Source organism: Sphingopyxis sp. (genome assembly GCF_035944815.1).
Classification (GTDB): domain Bacteria; phylum Pseudomonadota; class Alphaproteobacteria; order Sphingomonadales; family Sphingomonadaceae; genus Sphingopyxis.
Map to the genome: position 1 here is coordinate 259,842 of NZ_DASZAU010000009.1, position 24,809 is coordinate 284,650.

17 protein-coding genes are annotated in these 24,809 nt (G+C 66.6%); 11 read left to right on the forward strand and 6 right to left on the reverse strand.

The window, feature by feature from the left end:
- Positions 1 to 59 precede the first annotated feature (59 nt).
- The 9 genes from VGU00_RS12115 (at position 60) to VGU00_RS12155 (ending at position 11,670) form a co-directional block, all read left to right on the forward strand.
- Positions 60 to 1,106, forward strand: a complete 1,047-nt coding sequence (locus VGU00_RS12115; protein WP_327468806.1) for a DUF1611 domain-containing protein — start codon at positions 60 to 62, stop codon at positions 1,104 to 1,106.
- A gap of 14 nt (positions 1,107 to 1,120) precedes the next feature.
- Positions 1,121 to 2,263 (forward strand): hypothetical protein, encoded by a 1,143-nt coding sequence (locus VGU00_RS12120; protein WP_327468808.1) that lies wholly within the window; start codon positions 1,121 to 1,123, stop codon positions 2,261 to 2,263.
- Positions 2,260 to 3,330 (forward strand): alpha/beta hydrolase, encoded by a 1,071-nt coding sequence (locus VGU00_RS12125; RefSeq protein ID WP_327468810.1) that lies wholly within the window; start codon positions 2,260 to 2,262, stop codon positions 3,328 to 3,330. Before VGU00_RS12120 ends, VGU00_RS12125 begins: the two co-directional genes overlap by 4 nt.
- Positions 3,331 to 3,370: 40 nt before the next feature.
- Positions 3,371 to 5,008 carry an N-acyl-D-amino-acid deacylase family protein gene (locus VGU00_RS12130; protein ID WP_327468811.1) on the forward strand — a complete coding sequence of 546 codons (1,638 nt, stop codon included), beginning with the start codon at positions 3,371 to 3,373 and terminating at the stop codon, positions 5,006 to 5,008.
- Between the two features lie 5 nt (positions 5,009 to 5,013).
- Positions 5,014 to 6,006, forward strand: a complete 993-nt coding sequence (locus tag VGU00_RS12135) for a dipeptide epimerase (protein WP_327469829.1) — start codon at positions 5,014 to 5,016, stop codon at positions 6,004 to 6,006.
- 23 nt (positions 6,007 to 6,029) lie between these two features.
- Positions 6,030 to 7,319, forward strand: a complete 1,290-nt coding sequence (locus tag VGU00_RS12140) for a metal-dependent hydrolase family protein (RefSeq protein WP_327468813.1) — start codon at positions 6,030 to 6,032, stop codon at positions 7,317 to 7,319.
- Positions 7,320 to 7,382: 63 nt separating this feature from the next.
- Entirely contained in the window at positions 7,383 to 9,362 is a 1,980-nt protein-coding gene (locus tag VGU00_RS12145) for a serine hydrolase domain-containing protein (protein ID WP_327468815.1), read from the forward strand.
- On the forward strand, positions 9,362 to 10,372 hold the full coding sequence (locus VGU00_RS12150; RefSeq protein WP_327468817.1) for a dipeptide epimerase: 1,011 nt from the start codon (positions 9,362 to 9,364) through the stop codon (positions 10,370 to 10,372). The genes VGU00_RS12145 and VGU00_RS12150 overlap by 1 nt, the downstream gene beginning before the upstream one ends.
- Entirely contained in the window at positions 10,327 to 11,670 is a 1,344-nt protein-coding gene (locus VGU00_RS12155; protein ID WP_327468819.1) for a peptide MFS transporter, read from the forward strand. The genes VGU00_RS12150 and VGU00_RS12155 overlap by 46 nt, the downstream gene beginning before the upstream one ends.
- A gap of 21 nt (positions 11,671 to 11,691) precedes the next feature.
- Here the strand turns inward: VGU00_RS12155 and VGU00_RS12160 are convergent, their stop codons facing one another.
- The 6 genes from VGU00_RS12160 to VGU00_RS12185 all read right to left on the reverse strand — a co-directional run bounded on the left by VGU00_RS12160 (position 11,692) and on the right by VGU00_RS12185 (position 19,644).
- Positions 11,692 to 12,180: a GAF domain-containing protein gene (locus VGU00_RS12160; protein ID WP_327468820.1), complete on the reverse strand. Its 489-nt coding sequence runs from the start codon at positions 12,178 to 12,180 to the stop codon at positions 11,692 to 11,694.
- Positions 12,180 to 14,339 (reverse strand): prolyl oligopeptidase family serine peptidase, encoded by a 2,160-nt coding sequence (locus tag VGU00_RS12165; protein ID WP_327468822.1) that lies wholly within the window; start codon positions 14,337 to 14,339, stop codon positions 12,180 to 12,182. Before VGU00_RS12165 ends, VGU00_RS12160 begins: the two co-directional genes overlap by 1 nt.
- A 98-nt stretch (positions 14,340 to 14,437) precedes the next feature.
- Positions 14,438 to 15,529 (reverse strand): saccharopine dehydrogenase NADP-binding domain-containing protein, encoded by a 1,092-nt coding sequence (locus VGU00_RS12170; protein WP_327468824.1) that lies wholly within the window; start codon positions 15,527 to 15,529, stop codon positions 14,438 to 14,440.
- Positions 15,522 to 16,196 carry a DUF4166 domain-containing protein gene (locus VGU00_RS12175; protein WP_327468826.1) on the reverse strand — a complete coding sequence of 225 codons (675 nt, stop codon included), beginning with the start codon at positions 16,194 to 16,196 and terminating at the stop codon, positions 15,522 to 15,524. Before VGU00_RS12175 ends, VGU00_RS12170 begins: the two co-directional genes overlap by 8 nt.
- Positions 16,197 to 16,206: 10 nt before the next feature.
- On the reverse strand, positions 16,207 to 16,782 hold the full coding sequence (locus VGU00_RS12180; protein ID WP_327468828.1) for a GbsR/MarR family transcriptional regulator: 576 nt from the start codon (positions 16,780 to 16,782) through the stop codon (positions 16,207 to 16,209).
- A 147-nt stretch (positions 16,783 to 16,929) separates the two neighbouring features.
- Complete coding sequence (locus VGU00_RS12185; RefSeq protein WP_327468830.1) at positions 16,930 to 19,644, reverse strand: TonB-dependent receptor plug domain-containing protein; 2,715 nt, start codon at positions 19,642 to 19,644, stop codon at positions 16,930 to 16,932.
- Between the two features lie 523 nt (positions 19,645 to 20,167).
- Between VGU00_RS12185 and VGU00_RS12190 the strand changes: the two genes are divergently transcribed.
- Positions 20,168 to 23,710, forward strand: a complete 3,543-nt coding sequence (locus VGU00_RS12190) for a DUF4132 domain-containing protein (protein ID WP_327468833.1) — start codon at positions 20,168 to 20,170, stop codon at positions 23,708 to 23,710.
- On the forward strand, positions 23,710 to 24,807 hold the full coding sequence (locus tag VGU00_RS12195) for an AAA family ATPase (RefSeq protein ID WP_327468835.1): 1,098 nt from the start codon (positions 23,710 to 23,712) through the stop codon (positions 24,805 to 24,807). Before VGU00_RS12190 ends, VGU00_RS12195 begins: the two co-directional genes overlap by 1 nt.
- Positions 24,808 to 24,809 lie beyond the last annotated feature (2 nt).

Genomic DNA, 24,809 nt, shown 5'->3' on the forward strand with positions numbered 1-24,809 from the left:
GGCGTTCATGGGATATTTGCCCAGCGCCTGCGATCTTGAACTCTTTCAGGGTGAAATGTGTGACCATCCAATCTTATCTCGCTGCGAGCGCCCGGACCCTGAGCCTGCCGCAACCCTATCTGCTCTTCCTCGGCGACACGACCGAGCGCGGCTATGCCAAGACGGCGCTCGGGCTCCGCGATTGGGCGCCCGAAAAATGCGTCGGCGAATATGCTCTGCCGGGTGCGGCGGTCAGCACGGGTCTCGAGCCGCTGACGCCCGCCGAAGCCCATGAGCGTGGTGCCCGATCGCTGCTCATCGGCGTTGCCAACAGCGGCGGAGTGATCGCCGATAGCTGGATGCCGGCGCTGATCGAGGCGCTCGACGCCGGGCTGGATATCGTCAGCGGCATGCATATGCGCCTGTCCGACCTTCCGGATCTCGCCGCCCGAGCCCGCGAGCTCGGGCGGCAATTGATCGATGTGCGCGACCCGCCGCGTGGGCTGCCGGTCGGGACGGGACGAAAGCGCTCGGGCAAGCGGCTGCTTACCGTCGGAACCGACTGCGCGCTCGGCAAGAAATATACGGCGCTGGCGCTGGCGCGCGCCTTTGCGGCCCGCGGCGTCGACGCCGATTTCCGGGCGACCGGCCAGACCGGCATCATGATCGCCGGCGGCGGCGTCCCGATGGACGCCGTCGTGTCCGATTTCGAAGCGGGCGCCGCCGAACTGGTAAGCCCCGATGCGGCGCCCGGTCACTGGGATGTCGTCGAGGGGCAGGGCTCGCTCTTTCACCCGGCCTATGCTGCGGTATCGCTCGGTCTGCTGCACGGCAGCCAGCCGGACGTGATCGTCGTTTGTCACCAGCCCGGCCGCGATGAGGTCATGGGACTGCCGGGCTATGCGTTGCCGAGCATCGAAGAGACGATCGACCTCAACCTGCGGCTCGGCTCGCGGACCAATCCGGCGATCCGCTGCGCCGGGGTTTCGTTCAATACGGCGCATATGGATGCCGACGAGGCCGACGCCCTGATGGCGGCCGAAAGCGCGCGGCTCGGGCTTCCGGTCGCCGATCCCATTCGCGGCGGCGACGCCTTCGATCGCCTCGTGGACGCCTGCCTCGCATGAGCGCGGGCGCGGCCATGGCAGCGGGGGCCGGACCGACCTGGTTCCAGCGCTTCCTGCTGCCCGGCTTTGCGTTCAAGGCCGTCGTCATTGGCGGCGGCTATGCGACGGGGCGCGAACTCGCCGAATTCTTCCTGCCCAGCGGACCGTGGGGCGGGCTGGCGGCGATGCTGCTTGCGATGCTGCTGTGGAGCATCATCTGCGCGGCGACCTTTGCACTGGCGCGGGCGATCGGCGCCTTCGACTATCGCAGCTTCTTCGAGCGGCTTCTGGGACCCGGCTGGGTGCTGTTCGAGGTCGCCTATGTCCTGTTCGTCACGCTCGTGCTCGCGGTGTTCGGCGCCGCGGCGGGAGAGATCGGTGCGGCGATCTTTGGTCTGCCGCAACTTGCGGGCACGGCGATCCTTGCTGCTTCCATCGCGCTCTTCGTGACCTTCGGCAATGAATCGGTCGAGGGCCTGTTCAAATATGTCTCCTTCCTCCTCTATGCCGTCTACGCGCTGTTCATGGTGCTGGCGCTCGGCAGCTTCGGCGATGAGATCGCGGCGCGTTTCGCCGTTCCCGTGCCTGCGGACGGGTGGGTTGTCGGCGGGCTGACCTATACCGGTTACAATGTAATCGGCGCGGTGGTGATCCTGCCGGTCATTCGCCATCTGACCAGCCAGCGCGACGCGGTCGTGTCGGGACTGATCGCGGGCCCGCTGGCGATGGCGCCGGCGATCCTGTTCTTCGTCGCGATGATCGCCTTTTATCCCGGCATCATCGACGAGACGCTGCCGTCGGACTTCATGCTCCAGCAGCTCGAAATGCCGCTGTTCCACCTCCTGTTCCAGTTCATGATCTTTGCCGCACTGCTCGAGAGCGGGGCGGGGTCGGTCCATGCGATCAACGAGCGTATCGATGCCGCGCGAAGGGCGCGGGGCGGTGCGGCGCTCAGCCGCCGCGCGCGCGGCGGCATTGCCGGGGCATTGCTCGTCGGCTGCATGTTCCTTGCCGACCGGTTCGGCCTCGTGACGCTGATCGCCAGCGGATATCGGACGCTCTCATGGGTTTTCCTCGCCGTCTATGTCGTGCCGGTCCTGACGATCGGCATGGTCCGCCTCGTTCGGGCACAGCGCGGTTCGGGCGATGAAATGGCGATCGAGGGGAGTGCGCAATGACGGACGCTGCTGCCTTGAAGAAACCGGGAGGCTGGCGGCGCCTGCTTCGCTGGCTGAAACGGATCCTGCTCGGGCTGCTTGCGTTGCTCCTGCTCATACTCCTCATCGGCGCCATCTATGAAGCGCTGGGGCGCAAGAATGCCGTGGCGAACTATCCTCCGCGCGGGCAACTGGTCGATGTCGGCGGGCGAAAGATGCACATCGACTGCCGCGGCTCGGGATCGCCGACGGTTGTCTTCGAATCGGGGCTGGGCACCGGCGGGACGATCGACTGGACGCTTGTCCACGACAGCATCGCGGGCTTCACGCGCGCGTGCGCCTATGATCGCGCCGGGATCATGTGGAGCGACCCCAAGGACACGCCGCAGCGGGCGGCCGCGGTCGCCGACGATCTCCACGCCCTGCTCAAAGGGGCGGGTATCACCGACCGGCTGGTCCTCGTCGGTCATTCGATCGGCGGACCCTACACGCGAACCTATGTCGGCAAATATGGCGACCGCGTCGCGGGACTGGTGATGGTCGATACCTCGCATCCCGATCAGGTCGCCCGGCTCGGCAAGGTGGCGAACACCGACGCCAATCCGCGGCAGGTCGCGTGGATCATGCACATCGCGAAGGCGCTGTCGTGGACCGGCGCCGTGCGGTTCGCGATGGCGAACGCCGGACAGGGGAAACTGCCAAAGGATGCGGCGGCCCGCATGGCGGCCTATGCCAGCGCGTCGGTGGTCGGCGCGACGTCCGAACTCGATGGCTTCGACATGACGATGGACGATGCGCGCCGGGTCCGCAGTTTCGGTGACCGTCCGCTCGTCGTGCTGACCGCTATGGCGCCGTTCACGCCCGCCGAGCGCAAGGGGCTGGGCCTCGAGGCCCGGGACGCTGAGCGGTTCAAGCAGGAATGGAGAAAACTGGGCGCCGAACAGGCGGCGATGTCGACACGCGGCCGCCAGCTGACCGTCCCCGACGCCGGCCATTATATCCAGATCGATCGCCCCGACGTCGTGATTTCGGCGGTTCGCGAGGTTGTGGGTGCGGTCCGCGCGCCCGACGGGGCTGCCCGAAAGTGAACAGAAGGTCGCCGGCCGCGGGCCGCTGCAAGGGAGATGCATGATGAAGCGTAAGATTTTGTTGGGTGCCCTGTCGGTGCTGCCGCTGCTGCTCGTCGCGAACACCCCGGCGCCTGAATATGACATCGTGATCCGCGGCGGCCGCGTCCTCGACGGCGCCGGCAATCCCTGGGTCAGTGCCGACGTTGCGGTAAAGGACGGCCGCGTCGTCCGCGTGGGTCAGGTTCCAGGCCGCGGGACGAAGGAAATCGACGCGACCGGCCGCTATGTCTCGCCGGGCTTCATCGACATGATGGACCAGTCGGGCAGCGTGCTGCTCAAAAATGGCGCGGCCGAGAACAAGCTGCGCATGGGCGTGACCACGGTGATCGCGGGCGAAGGCGGGACGCCGGTCCCTGCCGCCGAAATTCCCGCCTATTTCAACCGGCTCGAGACGCAGGGCATCGCGGTCAATTTCGGCAGCTATTATTCGGCGACGCAGGCGCGCGTGAAGGTGATGGGCGATGGCGCCGGGTCACCGACAGCGGCGCAGCTCGACGAAATGGGTCGCGAGGTCAAACTCGCGATGCAGAATGGCGCCTTCGGCATCACCAGCGCGCTGATTTACCCGCCGAGCAGCTTCCAGACAACCTCCGACCTTGTCACGCTCGCCAAGGTCGCGGCGCAATGCGACGGCTTTTACGCGACGCACATGCGCGACGAGAGCGAGGGGCTGGTCAAGGCGGTCGAGGAAGCGATCGAGATCGGCGAAAAAGGCGGGGTCAAGGTCGAGATATTCCACCTGAAGGGCGCCTATGCACCGGGGTGGGGCAAGCTGATGCCGCAGGCATTGGCGGCGATCAACGCGGCGCGCGCGCGGGGCGTCGATGTCGCGGCAGACCTCTATCCCTATACGGCGGGCGGCACCGGCCTCGAAATCATCGCGCCGAGCTGGGTATGGGCCGACGGCGTGCAGAAGGGGATCGAGCGGCTGCGCGATCCCAAGGTGCGCGAACGGATGAAGAAGGAGGTCGCCGCGGGATCGATGCCCGGCTGGTCGAACCTCGTCCACGCCTCGGGCGGGTTCGGCAACGTCCGGCTCGCCAATGGTTTCAGCGAGAAATACAAGCCGTACCACGGCAAGAGCCTCGCCGAGATCGGCAAGGCGCTGAACCGCGACCCCGCCGACGTTGCATGGGACATCCTCCTCGAAGGTCTGCCCAACCGGTCGGTCGCGCTCTATTTCATGATGAGCGAGCAGGATATCGAAACCGCGCTGAAACAGCCGTGGGTGAGCATCGGCAGCGACGCCGCGGCGTCGGAGAAATTCGGCGAGATGGACGCGCTCGGCCTGCCGCATCCGCGCGCTTACGGCACCTTCCCGCGCATCATCGCCGAATATGTGAAGCGCCGCCCGGTGCTGTCGCTCGAGGATGCGGTGCGCAAGATGACCGGCTGGCCGGCGCAGCGCATGGGCCTGTCCGACCGCGGGCTGATCCGCGACGGCATGCGCGCCGATATCGTCGTCTTCGACCTCGATACGCTCGACGATGGCGCGACGTGGGACAAGCCGACGGCATCGCCGAGCGGGATCGAAACGGTGATCGTCAACGGCGTCGTCACACTGGCGGAGGGCAAGCACACCGGCGCGAAAGCGGGCGCCGTGCTGCGCCACGGTTGCGGCGGAGCCGCCAAGTGACGACAATGCCGCTCACGCTGGACTATCGGGTCGAGAGTTTCCCGCTCGCCAGCCCGTTCCGCATTTCCGGTCATGTCTTCACCGAGGCGCCGGTGGTCGTCGTCACCCTTTCGGATGGCGTGCATGCCGGACGCGGCGAGGCGGCGGGGGTCTATTATCGCGGCGACGATGTCGCCGCGATGACCGCCGCGATCGATGCGGTGCGCAGCGATGTCGAAGCAGGCATCACGCGCGACGCATTGCAGTCTTTGTTGCCCGCTGGCGGCGCACGCAACGCCATCGATTGCGCGCTGTGGGAACTCGATGCGCGGCGTAGCGGGACCCCCGTGCATGAACTCGCGGGCCTGCCGGCGCCGCGCCCGCTGCGCACGACCTTCACGCTCGGCGCCGACGACCCCGATGTCATGGCGGCCGGCGCGCGGCGTTATGAACAGGCGCGCGCGCTGAAGCTCAAGCTGACCGGCGATATCGACCTCGACATCGCGCGCGTCGATGCGGTGCGCGCTGCGCGGCCCGATTGCTGGATCGGCGTCGACGCCAACCAGGGCTTTGCGATCGGCGATCTCGACCGGCTGATTGCGGCGCTCGTCGCCGCCGACGTCAAGCTGCTCGAACAGCCGCTGGCACGCGGGCGCGAGGCCGATCTCGAAGGCTATCGCAGCCCGATCCCGATCGCCGCCGACGAAAGCGTACTGACGCTTGCCGACATCGATGGCCTCGTGGGGCGCTTCGACGTCGTCAATATCAAGCTCGATAAATGCGGCGGGCTGACCGAAGGCCTTGCGATGGCGCACCGCGCCCGGGCGCTCGGCCTCGGCGTGATGGTCGGCAACATGGTCAGCAGCAGCCTCGCGATGGCGCCTGCGTTCATCGTCGGCCAGCTTTGCGACATCGTCGACCTCGACGGTCCGATCTTCCTCGCCGCCGACCGCACGCCGTCGATCGAATATCGGGACGGCGATGCCTGGTGCGACGAGGCGATCTGGGGGCGCGGATAATCATGCAGGGAAGGAAGAGGGTCATGAAGAAGATCATAATGGCGGCGATGGCGTCCGCCTTGTTCGTCCAGCCCACAGTGGCAGAGCAAGGCGCGGACCGGACCTATATCCACGCCGGCCGCCTGCTCGCCGATCCCGCGAGCGGCCGGGTCGATACGGGCAAGACGATCGTCGTCGAGGGCGGCAAGGTCGCCGAAATCCGCGACGGCTATGTCGGCGAGGGCAGGGTGATCGACCTTCGCGATGCGTTCGTGCTGCCCGGTCTCATCGACAGCCATGTCCATCTGACCTTTGAATCGGGGCCGACCAGCCGGCTCGACGCGGTGACCAAATCGACGACCGATCAGGCGTTCGACGGCGTCGTCTTTGCGCGGCGCACGGTCGAGGCGGGCTTCACCACGGTTGTCGATCTCGGATCCGAGACCGAAGCGATCAACGCGCTGCGCGATGCGATCGGCACCGGCAAGGTGGTCGGCCCGCGCATCATTGCCGCGGGCGGGGTCGCCGCGCACGGCGGGCATGGCGATGTCCATGGCTACCGGCAGGAAATCATCGACCTCTTCCGTTCGCCGACCCTGTGTTCGGGCGCCGACGATTGCGCGCGCGCGGTGCGTCTGGCGGTGCAGCAGGGGGCCGACATCATCAAGACCGCCTCGACCGGCGGCGTCATGTCGAACACCGCCGCGGGCCTTGGCCAGCAGATGAGCGACGCCGAACTGGTCGCGATCGTCGATACCGCGCACCGGCTCGGCCGCAAGGTCGCCGCACATGCGCATGGCACCGACGGCGTCAACGCCGCGCTCCGCGCGGGCGTCGATTCGGTCGAGCATGGCACCTATCTCGATGCGGAATCGATCCGGCTGTTCAAGGCGAAGGACATTTATCTGGTCCCGACGCTGCTCGCCGGCGACACGGTGACGCGGCAGGCCGAGGGAGCGAGCTGGATGCCCGAAGCGGTCCGCGCCAAGGCGCGCACGGTCGGCCCGCTGATGGTCGATGCGCTGCGCCGCGCGCACGAGGGCGGCGTCCGCATCGCCTTCGGGACCGATTCCGCCGTTTCGAAACATGGCGAGAATGCCCGCGAGTTCGCGCTGATGACCAAGGCCGGGATGACGCCGCTCGACACGATCCGTTCCGCTACCGTCTGGGGCGCGACGCACATCGGGCTGGAGCGCGAAATCGGTTCGATCGCGGCGGGCAAGGCGGCGGATATCGTCGCGGTGCGCGGCGATCCGCTGAAGGACGTTGCTGCGCTCGAGACGATGGCTTTCGTGATGAAGGGCGGCGCTGTCGTCCGTCCGGCGGGCGACTGAAGCCCGACTTATTTTCGATGAGGGAAGGTGCGCCGCTTCGCGCGGCGCATCGGGAGAACGACTATGCGATCGATCCTGCAATATGCCTTGCTGCCGCTCGTCCTGCTGCTGGGCGTGGGAGCCTCGGGACAGGCGATAACGCCAGCGCCCGCCGCGCCGAAAAGCGCGCGGCCGGACGCCGGCGGCGCCGCGGCTGCGCCATCTCTCCCCGGTGCGGCCGCGGCGCTCACCAAGCAGGACGTCGATAGCTGGCTCGACGGCTATATGCCGTTCGCGCTCGAACGCGGCGACCTTGCGGGGGCGGTCGTTGTCGTCGTCAAGGATGGCCAGGTTCTGACCCAGCGCGGCTTCGGCTATGCCGACCTCGCCAAACGCACCCCGGTCGACCCCGACCGGACGCTGTTCCGGCCGGGCTCGGTGTCGAAGCTCTTCACCTGGACCGCGGTGATGCAGGAGGTCGAAGCCGGACGGATCGATCTCGACAAGGACGTCAACGCCTATCTCGACTTCCGGATTCCGGCGTACCAGGGCAAGCCGGTGACGATGCGCCAGTTGATGACGCACACCGCGGGATTCGAGGAGCATGGCAAGCGCACGATCTTCGAGGATCCGAAGTTCCGGATCTCGCTCGCCGACTATGTGAAGCTGCCGCCGAAGCGGATCTACCCCGCGGGGACGACGCCCTCCTATTCCAACTATGGCACTGCGCTGGCGGGCTATATTGTCGAGCGCGTGTCGAAGATGAGCTTCGACGACTATGTCGAACGGCGGATTTTCCAGCCGCTCGGCATGACGCGCTCGACCTTCCGCCAGCCGCTGCCGAAGGATTTCGCGCCATGGATGGCGACCGGATATCGCAAGGGATCGGCGGGCCCCTCGAAATTCGAGATCGTCGGGCCGGCGCCGGCCGGCGCGCTGTCGTCGACCGGGGCCGATATGGCGAAGTTCATGATTGCGCATCTGGATGGCGGCGCAGGGCTGATGAAGCCCGAAACCGCGCGGATAATGCACGACACGCCGCTGACCATCCTGCCGCCGCTCAACCGGATGGAACTCGGCTTTTTCGAAACCAACATCAACGGGCGGCAGGTGATCGCGCATCTGGGCGATACCCAGCTGTTCCACACCGCGCTCCACCTGTTCATGGACGAGAAGATCGGCATCTACATGTCGTTCAACGCGACGGGTGAGCAGGCGTCGGTCGGTCCCGTGCGCCGTGCGCTGTTCGAGAAATTCGCCGACCGCTACCTGCCCGGAACCGAGATGCCGACGACGCGCGTCGATGCGAAAACATCGGCGGCGCATGCAAAGATGCTGGCCGGAAACTGGCTCAACAGCCGCCGTGCCGAATCCAATTTCTACGCGCTCGCGTCGCTTGTCGGGCAGGTGACGGTCAGTGTCGATGCCAAGGGTGATTTGGTCGTTCCGGCCGCGCGCGATCTGAGCGGCGTTCCGGCGAAATGGGTCGAGACCGCCCCGTTCGTCTGGCACAACGCCAACGGCCATGGACGGCTGGCCGCGCAGGTGGTGGATGGCAAGGTCGTCCGCTGGAGCGTCGACGGCATCTCGCCCTTCATGGTCTTCGATCGCGCGCCGGCTTCGCAATCGGCCGCGTGGATCAAGCCCGCGCTCTATATTGGCCTTGGCATCCTGCTGGTCACCTTTCTGCAATGGCCGGTTTCGGCGCTGATCCGCCGCCAGTACAAGGCGCCGCTGACGCTGCGCCGCCCGGCGCTGCTCGCCTATCGCGGCGTTCGCGTCGCGGCGGGGCTCGTGTTCGCACTCGCTGTCGCATGGGTCGTCAGCCTGTCGACGCTCAAGGCGCTTCCGTCGTTCGACCCCTGGCTCTGGACGCTCCAGATCGGGGGGCTGATCATCCTCGTCGCCGGCGCGCTGGTGGCGGGCTGGAATCTCCAGATCGTCCGGCGGGAAAGGCGCGGCTGGTTCCGCACCTTGTGGGCGGTACTCGTGCTGCTCGCGATCCTGCTCGCGCTGTACGTCGCCTGGACCTTCGGGCTGATCGCAATGACGGTGAATTACTGATGACGCGTTTGAAACTCGGCGTTTCGGTCGAAAAACTGCGGCTGGCCGAGCCATTCCGCATCGCCGGTCGCACCTTCGACAGCGCGAATGCGATCGTCGTCACGCTCGACGACGGCGCGTTCGTGGGGCGCGGCGAGGCTACCGGCGTCTATTATCTCGGCGACGATCTGACGAACATGCTCGCGCAGCTGGGGCAGGCGCACGACGCGATCGAGGCGGGTCCCTCGCGCGCCGAACTCCGTTCGATCCTGCCCGCCGGCGGTGCACGCAACGCCGTCGATGCGGCGATGTGGGAGCTCGAATCGAAACGGACCGGGCGTCCGGTCTGGGCGCTTGCGGGTCTCGAACAGCCGCGGCCGCTGCGCACCACTTTCACGGTAGGTGCCGACGACCCGGAAAAGATGGCGAAGGCCGCAGCGGCTTATACCCAAGCCCGGTCGATCAAGGTCAAGCTCACGGGCCAACTCGACCTCGATATCGCGCGCGTGGGCGCGATCCGCACCGCGCGCCCCGATGTGTGGATCGGCGTCGACGCCAATCAGGGTTTCACGATCGGCGATCTCGACGCATTGGCCAACGCGATGGTCGACGCGGGCGTGTCGTTGATCGAACAGCCGCTCGCGCGCGGGCGCGAGGCCGATCTCGACGGCTATCGTTCGCCGATCCCGCTCGCCGCCGACGAAAGCGCACTGACCCTGGGCGATGTCGCGGGGCTGCAAGGCCGCTTCGACGTCTTCAATATCAAGCTCGACAAATGCGGCGGGCTGACCGAGGCGCTGATGATCGCCGCGGCAGCGCGCGACGCCGGGCTCGGCGTGATGGTCGGCTGCATGGTGTGCAGCAGTCTTGGCGCTGCGCCGGGGTTTGTCGCCGGGCAGCTCTGCGACCTCGTCGATCTCGACGGTCCGCTCTTCCTCGCGCGCGACCGCTCGCCCGGCGTGATCTATCGCGACGGGACGGTCTGGTGCGACGAGACGGTGTGGGGCGCGCGCGCGCCCGCGACGGCATGACGCAGGCCAGCGCACCGACCTGGTTCGGCCAGCCGCGCGGGCTGACCGTATTGTTCCTCACCAATATGTGGGAGCAATTCTCCTACTATGGCATGCGCGCGCTGCTGGTCTATTATATGACCAAGGAGCTGCTGCTGACGCAGGGCCATTCGTCCTTCGTCTATGGGGCCTATACCGCCTGCGCCTATTTCACCCCGATCGTCGGCGGCGTGATCGCCGACCGCCTGCTCGGCAAGCGGCGTGCGGTGATATTCGGTGCGACGATCATGGCGATCGGCCACTTCATGATGGCGTTCGAACCGCTTTTCTATGCCGCGCTCGCGACGATCGCGATCGGCAACGGGCTGTTCCTTCCCAGCCTGCCGAGCCAGATCAACGATCTTTATGCCGCCGGCGATCCGCGGCGCGGCTGGGCGTATAATGTCTATTATGTCGGCATCAATATCGGCGGTTTTCTGGCGCCGCTGATCTGCGGAACGCTCGGCGAGCTGTACGGCTGGCATTATGGCTTCGGCGCCGCCGGCATCGGCATGTTCGCGGGTCTGCTGATCTATGTCTGGGGCCAGCGCTACCTGCCGCCCGAGCCGCCCCGCGCGCCGACGGCGGATATGCCCGCGATGCGCTGGGCCGATCACAGGGGGACGTTCATGGTGCTCGTCGCCGTGGCGCTCTCGGTCACCGTGTTCCGTGGCGCCTACGAACAGGTCGGCAATACGGTCGCGCTGTGGGCCGACACCGGGATCGACCGTGCGGTCGGCGCGTGGACGATCCCGATGACCTGGTTCCAGTCGCTGAACCCCTTGCTGGTGATGCTGATGACGCCGCCGCTGCTCGCCTACTGGCGTCGCCGCGCCGATAGCGGGCACGACATGTCGCCCGCGCGGCGCATGGCGCTGGGCGCGCTGGTCGTCGCGGTCGCCTATCTGCTGCTTGCCGCGGTCGAATGGGGCAGCGGCGAGGCGAAAGCGCCGTGGGTCTGGTTCGCGGTCTTTTTTGCGATCTTCACCTTCGGCGAGCTGCTGATCCTGCCGACCGGGCTCGGCCTTTTTGCGCGGCTCGCGCCGCCGCGGCTCGGTGCGACCACGGTCGCGGCATGGTATCTTGCGATCTTTTCGGGCAGCCTGTCGGCGGGGCTCGTCGGCATGCTGTGGAGCCATATGGAACAGGGCCCCTTCTTCGCGATGCTTGGCGGGATCGCGATCGTCGCGGCGCTGCTGCTGCGCGCGCTCGACGGTGCGGTGCGCCGGGTCGATCCGACCTGGCAGGCGAAGGGCGACCGAGACGAGGCCGGGGTCTGACGGCGTAGAGCTTCGGGGAGCCTAGCCTGCGAGCGCGCTCGCGATCCGCGCGACCAGCGCTTCGGCGCCGGCCTGGTCCGCGGCGGTGAAGCGCGCGGGGCGCGGGCTGTCGAGGTCGAGCACGCCGACCAGCCGATCATGCGCGATCACCGGCACGACCAGCTCGCTGCGGCTGTCGGCGTCGCACGCGATATGGCCGGGGAAGGCGTGGACATCGTCGACGCGCTGGGTGGCACGAAGGCGCGCGGCGGCGCCGCACACGCCCTTTTCCAGCGGGATGCGGATGCACGCCGCCTTGCCCTGGAACGGGCCGAGCACGAGCTCGGTCCCGTCGAAGCGATAGAAGCCCGCCCAGTTGAGGTCGGGGATCGCCTGCCAGATCAGCGCCGCGACATTCGCCATATTGGCGATGCCGTCGGGCTCGCCTGCGACGAGCGCCGCGGCGGCGTCGCCCGCCTCGGCCCAGAGCTCGGCGGGATCGGTCGCGGTGAAAGCGAGGGCGTAGCTCATTATTCGACGTCGAGCCCCGTCCACTTCGCCGCGAAGGCATATTTGTCGGCCGCCTCGGCGATGATCTTGTCGGTCGGCTTGCCGCTGCCGTGGCCGGCGCGGGTTTCGACGCGGATCAGGTGCGGCTTGTCGCCCGCCTTCGCATGCTGGAGCGCGGCGGTATATTTGAAGCTGTGCCCCGGGACGACGCGGTCGTCGGTGTCGGCCGTCGTCACCAGTACCGCCGGATAGGCCGTGCCGTCCTTGATGTTGTGATAGGGCGAATAGGCGAGCAGGTTCTTGAAATCGCCTTCCTTCGACGGATAGCCATAGTCGTCGACCCAATAGCGGCCGGCGGTGAAGCGGTCGAAGCGCAGCATGTCCATCACGCCGACCGCGGGCAGCGCCGCGGCGAACAGGTCGGGACGCTGGTTGGTCACCGCGCCGACGAGCAGGCCGCCGTTCGACCCGCCTTCGATCGCGACCTGGCCCTTGCCCGCGATCCCCTCGGCGATCAGATATTCACCCGCGGCGATGAAATCGTCGAAGACATTCTGCTTCTTGTCGAGCCGGCCGGCATCGTGCCAAGCCTTGCCATATTCGCCGCCGCCGCGCAGGTTCGCGATCGCGAGCACGCCGCCCTTGTCGACCCACGCGAGCCGCGTCGGCGAGAAGCCGGGGGTCATCGAGACGTTGAAGCCGCCATAGCCATAGAGAAGCGTCGGCGAGCCCTTGCTGCGGTCGAGGCCCTTTTTCATCACGACGAACATCGGCACTTCGGTGCCGTCCTTCGATTTGTAGAAGCGCTGCTCGACAGTGAAATCGTCGGGTTTGAAGGTCAGCTTGGGTTCGGCGAAAATCTCGGTTTTGCCGGTGTTCGTGTCGAGCCGGTAAATGGTGGTCGGCCGCGCGTAGCTGGAAAAGGCATAGAAGGTTTCGGGGTCGCGCGACTTGCCGCCGAAACCCGACGCCGACCCGATGTCGGCGAGACGGATATTCGCGACCTTCTTGCCATCGAGCGCAACCATTTCGGCTTCCGACTTGGCATCGCCGAGATAGGAGAGGATGATGCGGCTGCCGACGCGCGACGCGCCGACCAGCGTGTCCTCGCTCTCGGCGACGAGCTCGGTGAGCTGCGCGGGCTTTTTGATGTCCAACGACACGATGCGCTGGCGCGGCGCGCCCTTGTTCGTGAGGAAGGTGAAGCGCGTGCCTTCGTTGGTCACATATTCCCAGTTGTTCGCGAAATCGTCGACCAGCGTGACCGGCTTGCCCGCGCCCTTGGACCCGAGCGGGTAGAGCGTCAGGCCATAGCGTTCGTCGGTGCCCTCCGATCCCACGACGAGCAGATATTTGCCGTCGTCGGTGACGATGGCGGCATTGTTCAGCTTCGGCTTGTCGGGGGTCGCGTGGATCAGCACGTCGGCGGCCTGCGGCGTGCCGAGCTTGTGGAAATAGACCGCGTGATTTTCGTTCAGGGACTGGAAGGCTTCGCCCTCCTTCGGTTCGGGGAAGCGCGAATAATAGAAGCCGCTGCCGTCCTTCGCCCAGTCGAGCGCCGAGAATTTGACCCAGCGTACTTCGTCGTCGAGGTCCTTGCCTGTCGAGACATCCTTGACGCGCACGATGCGCCAGTCGGTGCCGCCGTCCTGCACCGAATAAAGGAGATATTTGCCGTCTTCCGACGGGGTCCATTCGGCGAGCGCGGTGGCGCCGTCCTTCGCCCAGCTATTGGGGTCGATGAGGATGCGGCCCTCGCCCTTCAGCCCTTCGCGGACATAGAGCACCGACTGCGGCTGCAGCCCGTCGTTGCGGCTGTAGAAATAGCGCGTTCCCGCCTTGGTCGGCAGGCCGAAGCGTTCGTAATTGTAAAGCTCGGTCATCCGCTTCGCGAAGGCATCGCGGCCGGGCAGGGTGCCCAGATAGGCGTCGGTCACCTTGTTCTGCGCCGCGACCCAGTCGGCGACCTTCGGATTGACGCGGACGTCGTCCTCCAGCCAGCGATAGGGATCGGCGACATCGACGCCGAACTGCGGATCGACCGTATTGCCGCGCGGCGAGTCGGGATAGGCGATCGCCGATCCGGTCGCTGCCGCCTCCTCTTCGGCCGCCTGCGCCGCCGCGGGGGTCATGAACAGGGCAACCAGCGCGAGCGGCGCGGACAGGGCTTTACGGGGCATGGCAAGGCGATCCTCATCTTCCGGGGGAAATTATCGTGCGCCGATATGTAAGCATCGACAAGGGACGGACAAGGGGATTCGGTGCGACGAAACGCACTTCAGCTGCGTTGGGTGGCGATCCCGAGCCGGCCGAAATCGCCTTCGCTCTCGGCCAGCGTCAGCAGGCCGGCGCAGGGCGCCGCGCCCGGCGCCGGGGCCCCGCCGTCCCGAAACCGGCGCAGCAGGGCGAGCGCCGCCAGCGTCGGGACATAGGGACCGCGATTGCCGTCGGCGCGCAGCGTCCAGCGGACCTCCGCCGCCTCGTCGCGGCTGTTCCGCCCGCCGATCACGATGTCCATCGCGCCGATATCGCTACCGAACGGGAGCAATGTTTTCGCGATGGCGAGCAGCGGCCGCGATGCGGGGCGCAGGCTGGCGATCCAGCCGAGGCGGACGGGCAGCGCGAGCAAGGCGAGGCCGAGGTGGAGGATCGACAATTCCATCCCCGCGAAAAACTCGGCGCTGTCGTGCGGATGGTACCTCCGGACGAGCAGATCCTGTTCGGGCGTGTCGCAGACGCTGGCCCAGCGCGCGCCGACACCGGGTACCCGCCAGCGGTGGAGCATTCCCCAGCCGGGCACGTCGGTCCAGCGCCCGCCGCGCCAGACGCGGACCGGATGCCCGACATAGGACAGGATCGCCTGCACCACTGCGAGCCCGCGCGGGGCGCGGTTTCCCGGGAAAATACCGATCCGGATCCGGTCGATGCACTGCCAGCCATCGGTCATCGCATCGATCACCGCGTGCGACAGCGCGGGGATCGAACTCGCGCCCGTGGTGACGCTGATCCCCGCTGCCTTTGCCGCGGCGTCGTGCGCGCCGATCGCGGCGACGAAGGCGCGCCCGTCGGCGAGGTCGACATAACGGACCCGTGCCGCGATCGCCGCCTCGATCACGGTCGGGGCCGATGCCTGGAAGGGGCCGGCCGCGTCGATCACGACGTCGAAACCGGCCAGGTCATCCGCGGTCAGCCTGTCGCGGTCGAGCGGCCGTACCGGCAGCCCGCCGAGCCGCGCCGCGAGCGTGTCGAGCGGGCCCCGGCCTCGCGCTGCGAGGGTCAGCGCGAGGCCGGGTTCGCGCGCGGCGAGTTCGGCGAGCCGGCTGCCGAACACCCCGGTCGCGCCGATGATGAGGACGCGCAGCTCAGCCATCGCGGAACAGCGCATGCTGGTTCACGACTTCGCCGAGCAGCGGGTGCGTCACCTTGAGGTCGAAGGCGAAGCGGCCGGACCCGAGATGCTGGTGCGTGACGACCGTGGTGCCGGGTGCGAGCCAGCGCGGCAGGCGAAGGCGGATGCCCGCCGCGGGCTGCCAGAAATAATGATCGGACATGAAGATCAACGCGTCGGCCTCGGCCCTGACGGTCAGCGCCATGCCGAAACCGCCGCCGATATGTTCTTCGAGCCCCGTCGGGCCGGCAAAGCTTTTCGCGCTGTGGATCACCTGCGGGTAACCGCGCGCGCGTCCATAGATTCGCGTCCAGCACTGGCCGCCGCTCGCGCGATCCTCGCTGACCGCGACGGCGGCGGGCGCGGGGCCGCTGGCTTCCGTCGGCAGCGGCGCGCCGATCAGGCGGCAGAGCTGCGCCAGCAGCCAGCCGGGACGGGACAGGCGCGTCCAGACGATTTCGCCGCTGTAGGTTGCGACCGCCTGTCCGGCGAGGCGCTTGGAAAAACGGCGGCGGACGTCCTCGGGCAGCACGTCCCAATCGGCGGCGGGGACAAGGCGGCGGAAGCGATAGTCATAAAGCGCGTCGTCGCCGCACGCCGGGGAAGCGGGGGCTGCTCCGATCGGTTCACGTTGCGCACCGCCCCACATGGCCTTCCTCCTACCTTGCGTCCTTGCCGCGGCCGGGCCGCCAATTGATCAGCTTCGTCACCCCGGCGCCGAGCTTGATCAGCCGCATCAGCGCGGGTTTGGGCACGCCCAGCATTTCGTCGTGCCAGCGGCCCATCGTCGTGACGAAGTCGAGCATATCGGCGAGACGCGCCTTGGCTGCCGGGCTCAATCCCGGATCGTCCGCCGCGCGCGCGACGCAGGCCTTGAGCGCTGCCTCGGCCGGATCGACCTCGCGTGCCTTGCGCCCCGCGGCGATGCGCGTGACCATTTCCCAGATGTCCTTTTCGGCGGTGAAATGGTCGCGCCGGTCGCCGAGCAGAGGGACACGCTCGATCAGCCGCCAGCCGAGCAATTCCTTGATCGAATTGGACACGTTCGACCGCGCGAGCCCGAGCATGTCGGCGATCTCCTCGGCGTGGAGCGGCTGGTCGGAAATGAAGAGCAGCGCGTGGATCTGCGCCACCGACCGGTTGACGCCCCACTGGCCGCCGAGATTGCCCCAATGGAGGATGAACTCGGTCGCCGCCGGGGACAGTTTCGAATCATGTTCGGTAATTTCTGTCATGACAGAAATATCGGACGAAACCGATGACCGGTCAAGCGGTTTTCGAAACCTGAAGTGCGAGCGGTTGCGATCCGGGTTGCCGGACAAAAGAACGGCGGCGGTATCGTCGATACCGCCGCCGCCGGGACCTCGCTCTGGTGAGAGACGTCAGAAGTTCAGCTTGACCCCGGCCGATACATAGCGGCCGATCACATCATAGTTGGGGCTGGTATAGGGCGTGATCGGCGGATCGCGGTCGAACAGGTTGTTGACGTTGCCGAACAGGGTGAAGGGCCCCGCCTTGAACTGCGCGCCAAGGTCGACATAGGTGCGGCTGCCGACCTTGTTGTTCACGATCTCGATCGGGACATTGTTCACAACCGACAACGGGCGATCGAGCCCGCCGTCGACATAGCGCAGGCGCAGGTTCGCGCCGAAATCGTCGCTGTCATAGGCGATCGTTGCCGTGCCGCGCCATTTCGGGGTCGAGAAGGCGGTGTCTCCGCCGACGAAGCCCGCGACATCGGCGCCGTTGATCTTCAGGTTGAACACATGGTTCGCCAGCGCGCGGAACGACAGCGTGCCGTCGCCCAACGGCAGGCGGTACGAGGCCTCGATATCGAGACCCTGCGTCCGGTAATTGGCGAGGTTGCGGAACCCGTTGGTGATCGATCCGATCGTGCCATTGGTTTCGCGGACGATGATGCCGCTGCAGGTCGGATCGTTCGGCGCGGCGGCGAAGCACTGCTTCAGCAGGTCGTTCGCCGTCACCGTCGTGATCACATTGTCGATGTCGATGTCGTAATAGTCGACCGACAGGCGCAGCCCCGGAGCGAAGGACGGCGAATAGGATCCGCCGAGGGTCAGCGTATGCGAAATCTCGGGCGTCAGATTGGCGTTGCCGCCGCCATAGACCACGACATTATTCTGTACCGTACCGTTCGGCCCCTGGAACGGGTCGAAGACGGTGCCGATGTTGGTCGAACGGTTGAGGAAATATTCGGTGATGCTGGGCGAACGGATGTCGCGCGAATAGACCGCGCGCAACAGCAGGTCATTGAGGACGCGCAGGGTACCGCCGGTCTTCCACGACCAGATGCCGCCGCTGGTGCTATAGTCCGAATAGCGCGCCGCTCCGTTGACCTCGAGCTTCAGCGTGTCGCTAATGTCGAGCAGCGGCACGTTCACCTCGGCAAAGACTTCCTTGACGTTGAAGCTGCCGTTGGTCGCCGACGAGTTGAGCGTGCCGAGCGCGTTGGCAAGCGACAGCGGGTCGACATAGTTGGTGACCTGCTTTTCCCAACGGACGTCCGAGCCGAGCGCGATATCGACGGGGCCGGCCCAGGTCGAGAAGGGCTGCCCCGACAGGCTGGCGCCCGCCGCGTCGAGCTTGATCGTGTAGATCAGCTGCGACCCGCCGAAGGCCCAGGCCGCGGCTTCGTCCGAGATGCTGCCGTTGCCGAACAGGTTGATCGGCACGCAGCTCGCATCGTCGTTCGTCGTCGACGCATCGGCGTTGATCCGGCACGTCGGCGTGCCGCCCACCAGCACCGAGTCGACGCCGTTGGTGAAGCGCGACTTGATCCGCTGGTTGTTGAGGCTCTGGTTGAGGCGGATTTCGCCATGATCGTAATAGGCTTCGTAGCTCCAGCCATCGCCGAAGGTGCCGCTGAGGCCGATCGCGCCCTCGAGGTTGCGGCGGCTGTACTTGAAGGTCATGACCCCGTCGTCGCCGACATCGTCGAGGACGCGGCCGAGCAGAAACGGACCGGTGACGCCGGCCGCCGCCAGCTGGTCGCGGTTCGCCTGCGTCAGGAACGCATTGTCGGGCATGATGGCGACGGCAGGTGTTTCGGGAAAGAAGCTGTAATTTGCCGACATGCGGTGAAAGCTGAAATTGGCCCAGACCTTGAGCGAGTCGGTCAGGTCGTAGCTGGCGCGGGCGAAGAGGTTGACGCGCTCGTAGGGGGTGCTCACCGCGACATAGTCGAAGATGTTCTGCCCGCCGCCGCCGACGGTGGTGGCGCCCTGTGTGACGCTGCCGAGCGGGAAAGCGCCGATGTTGCCGTCGGGGTTGAAAACCAGATTGCGGGGCGCGCCGGTGAGGCCGAGGATCGAGCCGCCGTTATAGAGCTGGGTCGAATTGGGGTCGCGGACCAGTTCCAGCTTGCCGTCGGGCCGCTGGAACAGCCCGGCTTCGAGATTGCGGCGATCACTGCGGCTGAGCGCGCCGCGCTCGTTCATATATTCGCCGCCGACCATGAAATGGCCGCGGCCGCCCGCGAAGTCGGTTCCCCAAGCGATGTCGGCGCCATAGCGCGCGGCGTCGCCGCGCGACGAGATGCCCGACTGGACGCCCATGCGCCAGCCGGTGAAATCGTCGTCGAGAACAATGTTGACCACGCCGGCGACGGCGCCCGAGCCCCATGCTGCCGAAGCGCCGCCGGTGACGACGTCGATCCGCTTGACCAGGCTTTGCGGGACGATGTTGAGGTCGTTGGCGCCGGCAAAGCGGTGCCCGTTGAGCAGGGTGAGGGTGCGCACCGATCCGAGGCCGCGCATGTCGGCGGTGGAGACGCCGCTGTTCGTATTGCCCGGCGTGGTCGACGGGGTCGATGTGGCGCGGAACTGGGGGGCGTCGTTCAGGACCTGTGCGATGCTGGGGCGGTTGCCAAGCGCGAGTTCGGCTTCGCCGATCACGGTCGTCGGGGTCGGGGCGTCGAAGCCGGAGCGCTGGATTCGCGATCCCGTCACGACGATATCCTCGTCGCCGGCCTCGCTCGCCGCGGGGCTTTCCGAAGCCGTCTGCGCATAGGCCGGGCTCTGGCATGCGATCAAGATGAGTGCGGTGCTGGCGAGCCAGCCCGGATGAACGATTTTCATGGAAATCCCCTTCGCCTTACTGGCAATTCCGCACGGCGCCGGCCAAATTTGTAGTGGTCCTGAACGAGACGCTTGCTTGCCGAAATCTATAAGGGCAGGCATTTTGGAAAAATTCAAGCGAAAAAGGAGAAAAAATTTCAGATTTTGAAAAATTGAGATTTTTAAAGGATATAGAAGTTGCCGGGCGCGAAGCCCTGGCTGTCGCTACGCGGCAGGGCGACGAGGGGTCTGACCGTGACGGCCTCTTTCCATCCATTGTCAATAATATTGGGCTGTAACCATTTGCTCCGGCGTTCTAATTGGATTTGTGTGTCGAGCGGTGCCAGAACGAGGGCGTGGCCAAGACTGCTAGTGGGGAGGCGTGGTGAGCGGGTCGATTTTTGATCGCCTCAGGCGGAGTCTGGGCCTGTCCGGTGCAGGGGATCCGGGTGGAACCGGTAAACTTCCTGCCAGAAAAATCGCGGCCTATTTCAAGCATCTGGCGAAGTCGGACCGGGCTCTGCCTGCAAATGCCGTTCGCTATGTGACTGACGGATCGAATCCCTCGATCCTTCTCTCTCTGCAAAATCCAGCCAGCCAGCGGGCGTGGACCCAGCGCGCGCGAACCTGGCCGCGCAGCGACGAAGAGGGGCTGTTCACCGATGTCGCGAATTGGCGAATCGACCAGATGCAGCGGTTCGGGGAAGTTCTCGCCGCGCTCGAGCCGCTCCGGCATGACTGGGGCATGTTCGGGACAAAGAAATCGCCCGACTGGCTGCGGCATGCGGTTACGATCTGGCTCGGACAGGGGCGCAAGGATCAGCCGATCGGCACGCTCGTCGACCTCGCCGGGACGACCGGGAACGGGCTGGCGCCGGCGCTCGACATCATCTTTTCCCGCGACGCCGCGCATTATGGTTCGAACAACAGTGTCGGCCGGTTCGGCGGCGTCACCGAATGGCTCGACCGGTCGCACGATGCCGTGGTGGCGGTGGTCCCCGAACTGGCAGCGGACGTCCGCGCAGAGCTCGCATCCGCTCTCGGCCGTTTCGGACTGCAGAATCGGTTTCTCGACCTCCTGCTCGATCTGGCTGCCGGGTCTTCCAAAAAGGCGCGGGCCGATGCGGGCCAGTCGCTGACGGCTGCCGATCCGGATCGGCTGATCGGCGCGCTCGAAGCGCGTTTCGCGAAAGGCGCACCGGGAGCGCGCGCGGTTCTGGTGGAGGTCGCCGCGGGGTGTCTCGGCGAACGGGCGGGCGACCTCCTGTCGCGCTGGCGCGAAGCCGAGACGGCTCCCAAAGTGATTGCGGCTCTCGACCGGCTCGGCACCGCCGTCGCGGCGACGGCCACCGGATTGCCGGGCGGCGTGGCCGATGCACGGCCGGATGGCGTCGAGGGTTATGTCGATGTCCGCGGTATCCGGGTCGAAGCCGGCCCGGTGCCGGCCGAGCCTGCACCGACGCCGGTTCCCCCGGATCTTATGCGGACCCTCGAGCCCGCAATCGCCGAATTCAACCGGATGCTGGCGAAGGGCAAGGCCGAAGCGTCGCGCGAGCGTTGGCACTGGAGCCGCCAATTCGCGGCCAAGGGGCCCCGGGACCTCAAGGATCTCGCCGAACTCGCCGCGGGCACCAAGCCCATGGCGCCGGCGTCGTTCAACACGGTGGTCAACTGGCTGCGCTGGCATCAGTTCAAACACCCCGCGATCGACGCCTTCTTTCTCGATCCGCGCCTGTCGCTCCATCACCTCGCGCGCCTCGCCGTCGCGATGTCCAACGGTCATATCAACGGCCTGTTCAATGACTGGAGCGGGCCGATCGGGGCGGCCGTGCAGCATCGGCTGAACGCCGGCGCCGACTTCCGGACATTTTTCGACCTGTGGCTGGCAGCCGGCGGGAACGACTTCATCGCCGGCTATCTGGCACAGCGATGGTATGGGCCGCTGCCCGATCTCGATACGCCGCTCTGGCCCGTCCTGTGTGGCCGTTTCGATCATCTCGATCAGGCGCTGGGGATGGCGCCGCAGAGCGGAACGGAGCAAAGGCGCATGCAGCCGGGGCTCGAATTGCTCGGGCATTTTCCGACGCTCCCCGACCGGTATCGAAGCCGGTTGCTGCTACTGGCGGGCGACAGCTCACGGCGCTTGCGCGAAAAGGCACGGGCCTTGCTGCAGGATACGCCCGGCATCGACGGCGCGATTGCCATACAGCTGCAGGATGGCCGCCAGGAGGTTCGCGCGCTCGCTGCCGGCTGGCTCGCCGCGCGCGGCGCGAAGAACGAGGCGCCGCAGATTCGCGCCGCGCTGGCAAAGGACAAGAGCGATATGGCGCGCGCCGCCATGATTACGGCGCTCGAGCGGCTTGGCGAGGATGTGTCGCCCTATTTCGATCCTGCCACGCTGGCGGGGGAAGCAAAGGCGGGTCTTGCGAAGGCGCCGCCCAAGGGCCTCGAATGGTTCCCGTTCGATATGCTTCCCGCGCTGCGCTGGGCCGACGGCAGTACGGTCGACCCCGTCCTGCCGCGCTGGTGGGTCGTCCTCGCGGCGAAACTCAAGCAGCCGGGCGGCAATGCGCTGGTGAACCTCTGGCTCGACCGGCTCGCGCCGGGCGACGCGCACCGGCTCGGCTGGATGGTGCTGACCGGCTGGATCGACCAGGATATCCGCCGGCCGAGCGACGAGGAGGCGAACGCCTTTGCCATGCAGCATGTCGATGCGACGCTGCGCCAGAATATTACGAACGCGAAGCGATGGCCGCAAAGCGCCGACTATTTCCCGACCGATCGCAATCTCGTTTTTGCGCGACTGAAACAGGCGAAGGCCGGGGAATATCTGGGGAGCGCGGTCGACAGCAAGGGCATATTGGCGATCGCGGCGCGGGTCGGCGGAGCCGATGCCGCGCAGCGCATCCGCATCTTTCTCAAGGATCATGGCGCGCGGACGTCGCAGGCGAAGGCGCTGCTCGAAACATTGGCGTCGATCGGCAGCGGTGCGGCGCTGCAACTCGTCCTGTCGGCGGCCAACCGGTCGAAACAGCGGACCGTTCAGGCGCATGCGGCGGCGCTGGTCGACGATGTCGCCGAGCGCAACGGCTGGAGCGCGGCGCAACTCGCCGACCGGACGATCCCGACAGGCGGCTTCGACATCGACGGGACGCAGGATCTCGATCTGGGCGAAGGGCGGACCTACCGGTTGCGGTTCGACGCGGAAGACGGGGTGATCATCCTCAATGCCGAGGAGCGCGAGGTAAAGGCACTGCCCGGGCCGCGCGTCGACGAGGAAAAGCCGCTGGTCGATGCCGCGAAGAAGCAACTGTCCAACGCGCGCAAGGAGGTGAAGCAAGTGCTCGCCGCGCAAACCGACCGGCTTCAGGAAGCGATGTTCCCGCAACGCGGCTGGGACGTCGCCGAATGGGGCAGCTTCGTTGCGGGCCACCCGATCGTCGGCCGGATCGCGGCGCGGCTCGTGTGGCAGGGCGCAGACGCGGACGGGCAGGCGCTGGCGACCTTCCGGCCGCTGGGCGACGGCAGCTATACCGACGCGTCCGACAACGATGTCGCGACCGATGGTTTCGCACGGATAGGGCTCGCGCATTCGTCGCTGCTGTCGGCGGACGCGATTGCGGCATGGCGCACGCATCTCGCCGATTATGCGGTGGCACCGCCCTTCGACCAGTTCGGACGCGACCTGCCGGAACTGGCGGAGGAACAGAAGCGCGAGCGGTCGATCGGCGATCGCGAAGGCTGGATGATCGAAACGTTCAAGCTTCGCGGTGCGGCGACCAAGCTCGGTTATCAGCGCGGCCCGGCGCAGGACGGCGGCTGGTTCATGACATATGAAAAGACCTACCGCGACGCCGGCCTTATGGCCGAGATCGAATTTTCGGGTAGCCCGCTGCCCGAAGAAAACCGCCCCGCCGCGCTCCTCGGGCTGACGTTTCGCAAGCTCCGCGACGGCGGGGGCGGCGGGAATCAGGTCATGCTCGGCGAAGTGCCGCCGGTCCTGCTTGCGGAAAGCTGGCGCGATCTTCACGATCTGGCGGAAAAGGGGTCCGGTTTCGATCCCGACTGGAAAAAGAAGGCGTATTGATGACCAACGAGGCACCGTCGATCCGGCCACCTGCGGAACAGCGTTACGCGGCCGAACTTGCCGCGCTGGCGGGGCAGGACAAATTTCCGAGGCCCGCAGGCTGGCATTTGTCGCCGCGCGCGGTGCGCAGCTTCCTGCTCGGCGATACGAAACTCGGCATATCGCGTAAATTCTATGGCGACGACCCGCTGGTCGATCGCGCGATCGTCAGCCTGATGAGCCAGCAGGGCCTGATGCTCGTAGGCGAGCCGGGTACCGCCAAATCCCTGCTGTCCGAATTGCTCGCGGCGGCGATCAGCGGGACGTCGGCGCTGGTGGTGCAGGGGTCGGCAGGGACGACCGAGGACCATATCCGCTACGGCTGGAACTATGCCCTCCTGCTCGCCGAAGGGCCGAGCGAACGCGCGCTCGTCCCGTCGCCGGTGCTGAACGCCATGCGGTCGGGGCGTATCGTCCGGTTCGAGGAAATCACCCGCTGCCCGCCCGAGGTGCAGGATGCACTGATTTCGATCCTGTCGGAAAAGGCCTTGGCACTGCCCGAACTCGGCGCCGATGCCATCGCGAGCGCCGCGCCCGGCTTCAACGTGATTGCGACCGCGAACCTTCGCGATCGCGGGGTGCACGAGATGTCGAGCGCGCTCAAGCGGCGCTTCAACTTCGAAACCGTCCATCCCATTGCCGATGCCGAGTTCGAACGCGAACTGGTGCTGAAGCAGCTCGCCGAACGGCTGGGACCGGCCGGGGTAGCGGTGACCGGCGAACGCGACGTCGCCGACGTCCTCGTCCGCGCCTTTCAGGACCTCCGCACCGGGCGAACCGCGGAAGGCGTCAGCCTCAACCGGCCCGACGCCGTCATGTCGACCGCCGAAGCGGTGAACGTCCTCCACGCGGCTGCGCTGGAGGCCGTCTATCTCGATAATGGCAAGCTATCGGCGGCGCATGTCGCGCGGCAGCTGCAGGGCGTCGTGCTCAAGGATTCGCCCGACGACGGCAAGCGGCTGCGCGCCTATGTCGACCATATCGTCAAGGAACGCGCCGGCCGTTCGGGGGCCTGGAAGGATTTCTACCAGGCGGCGCGGGCGCTGAAGCTCGGCTGATC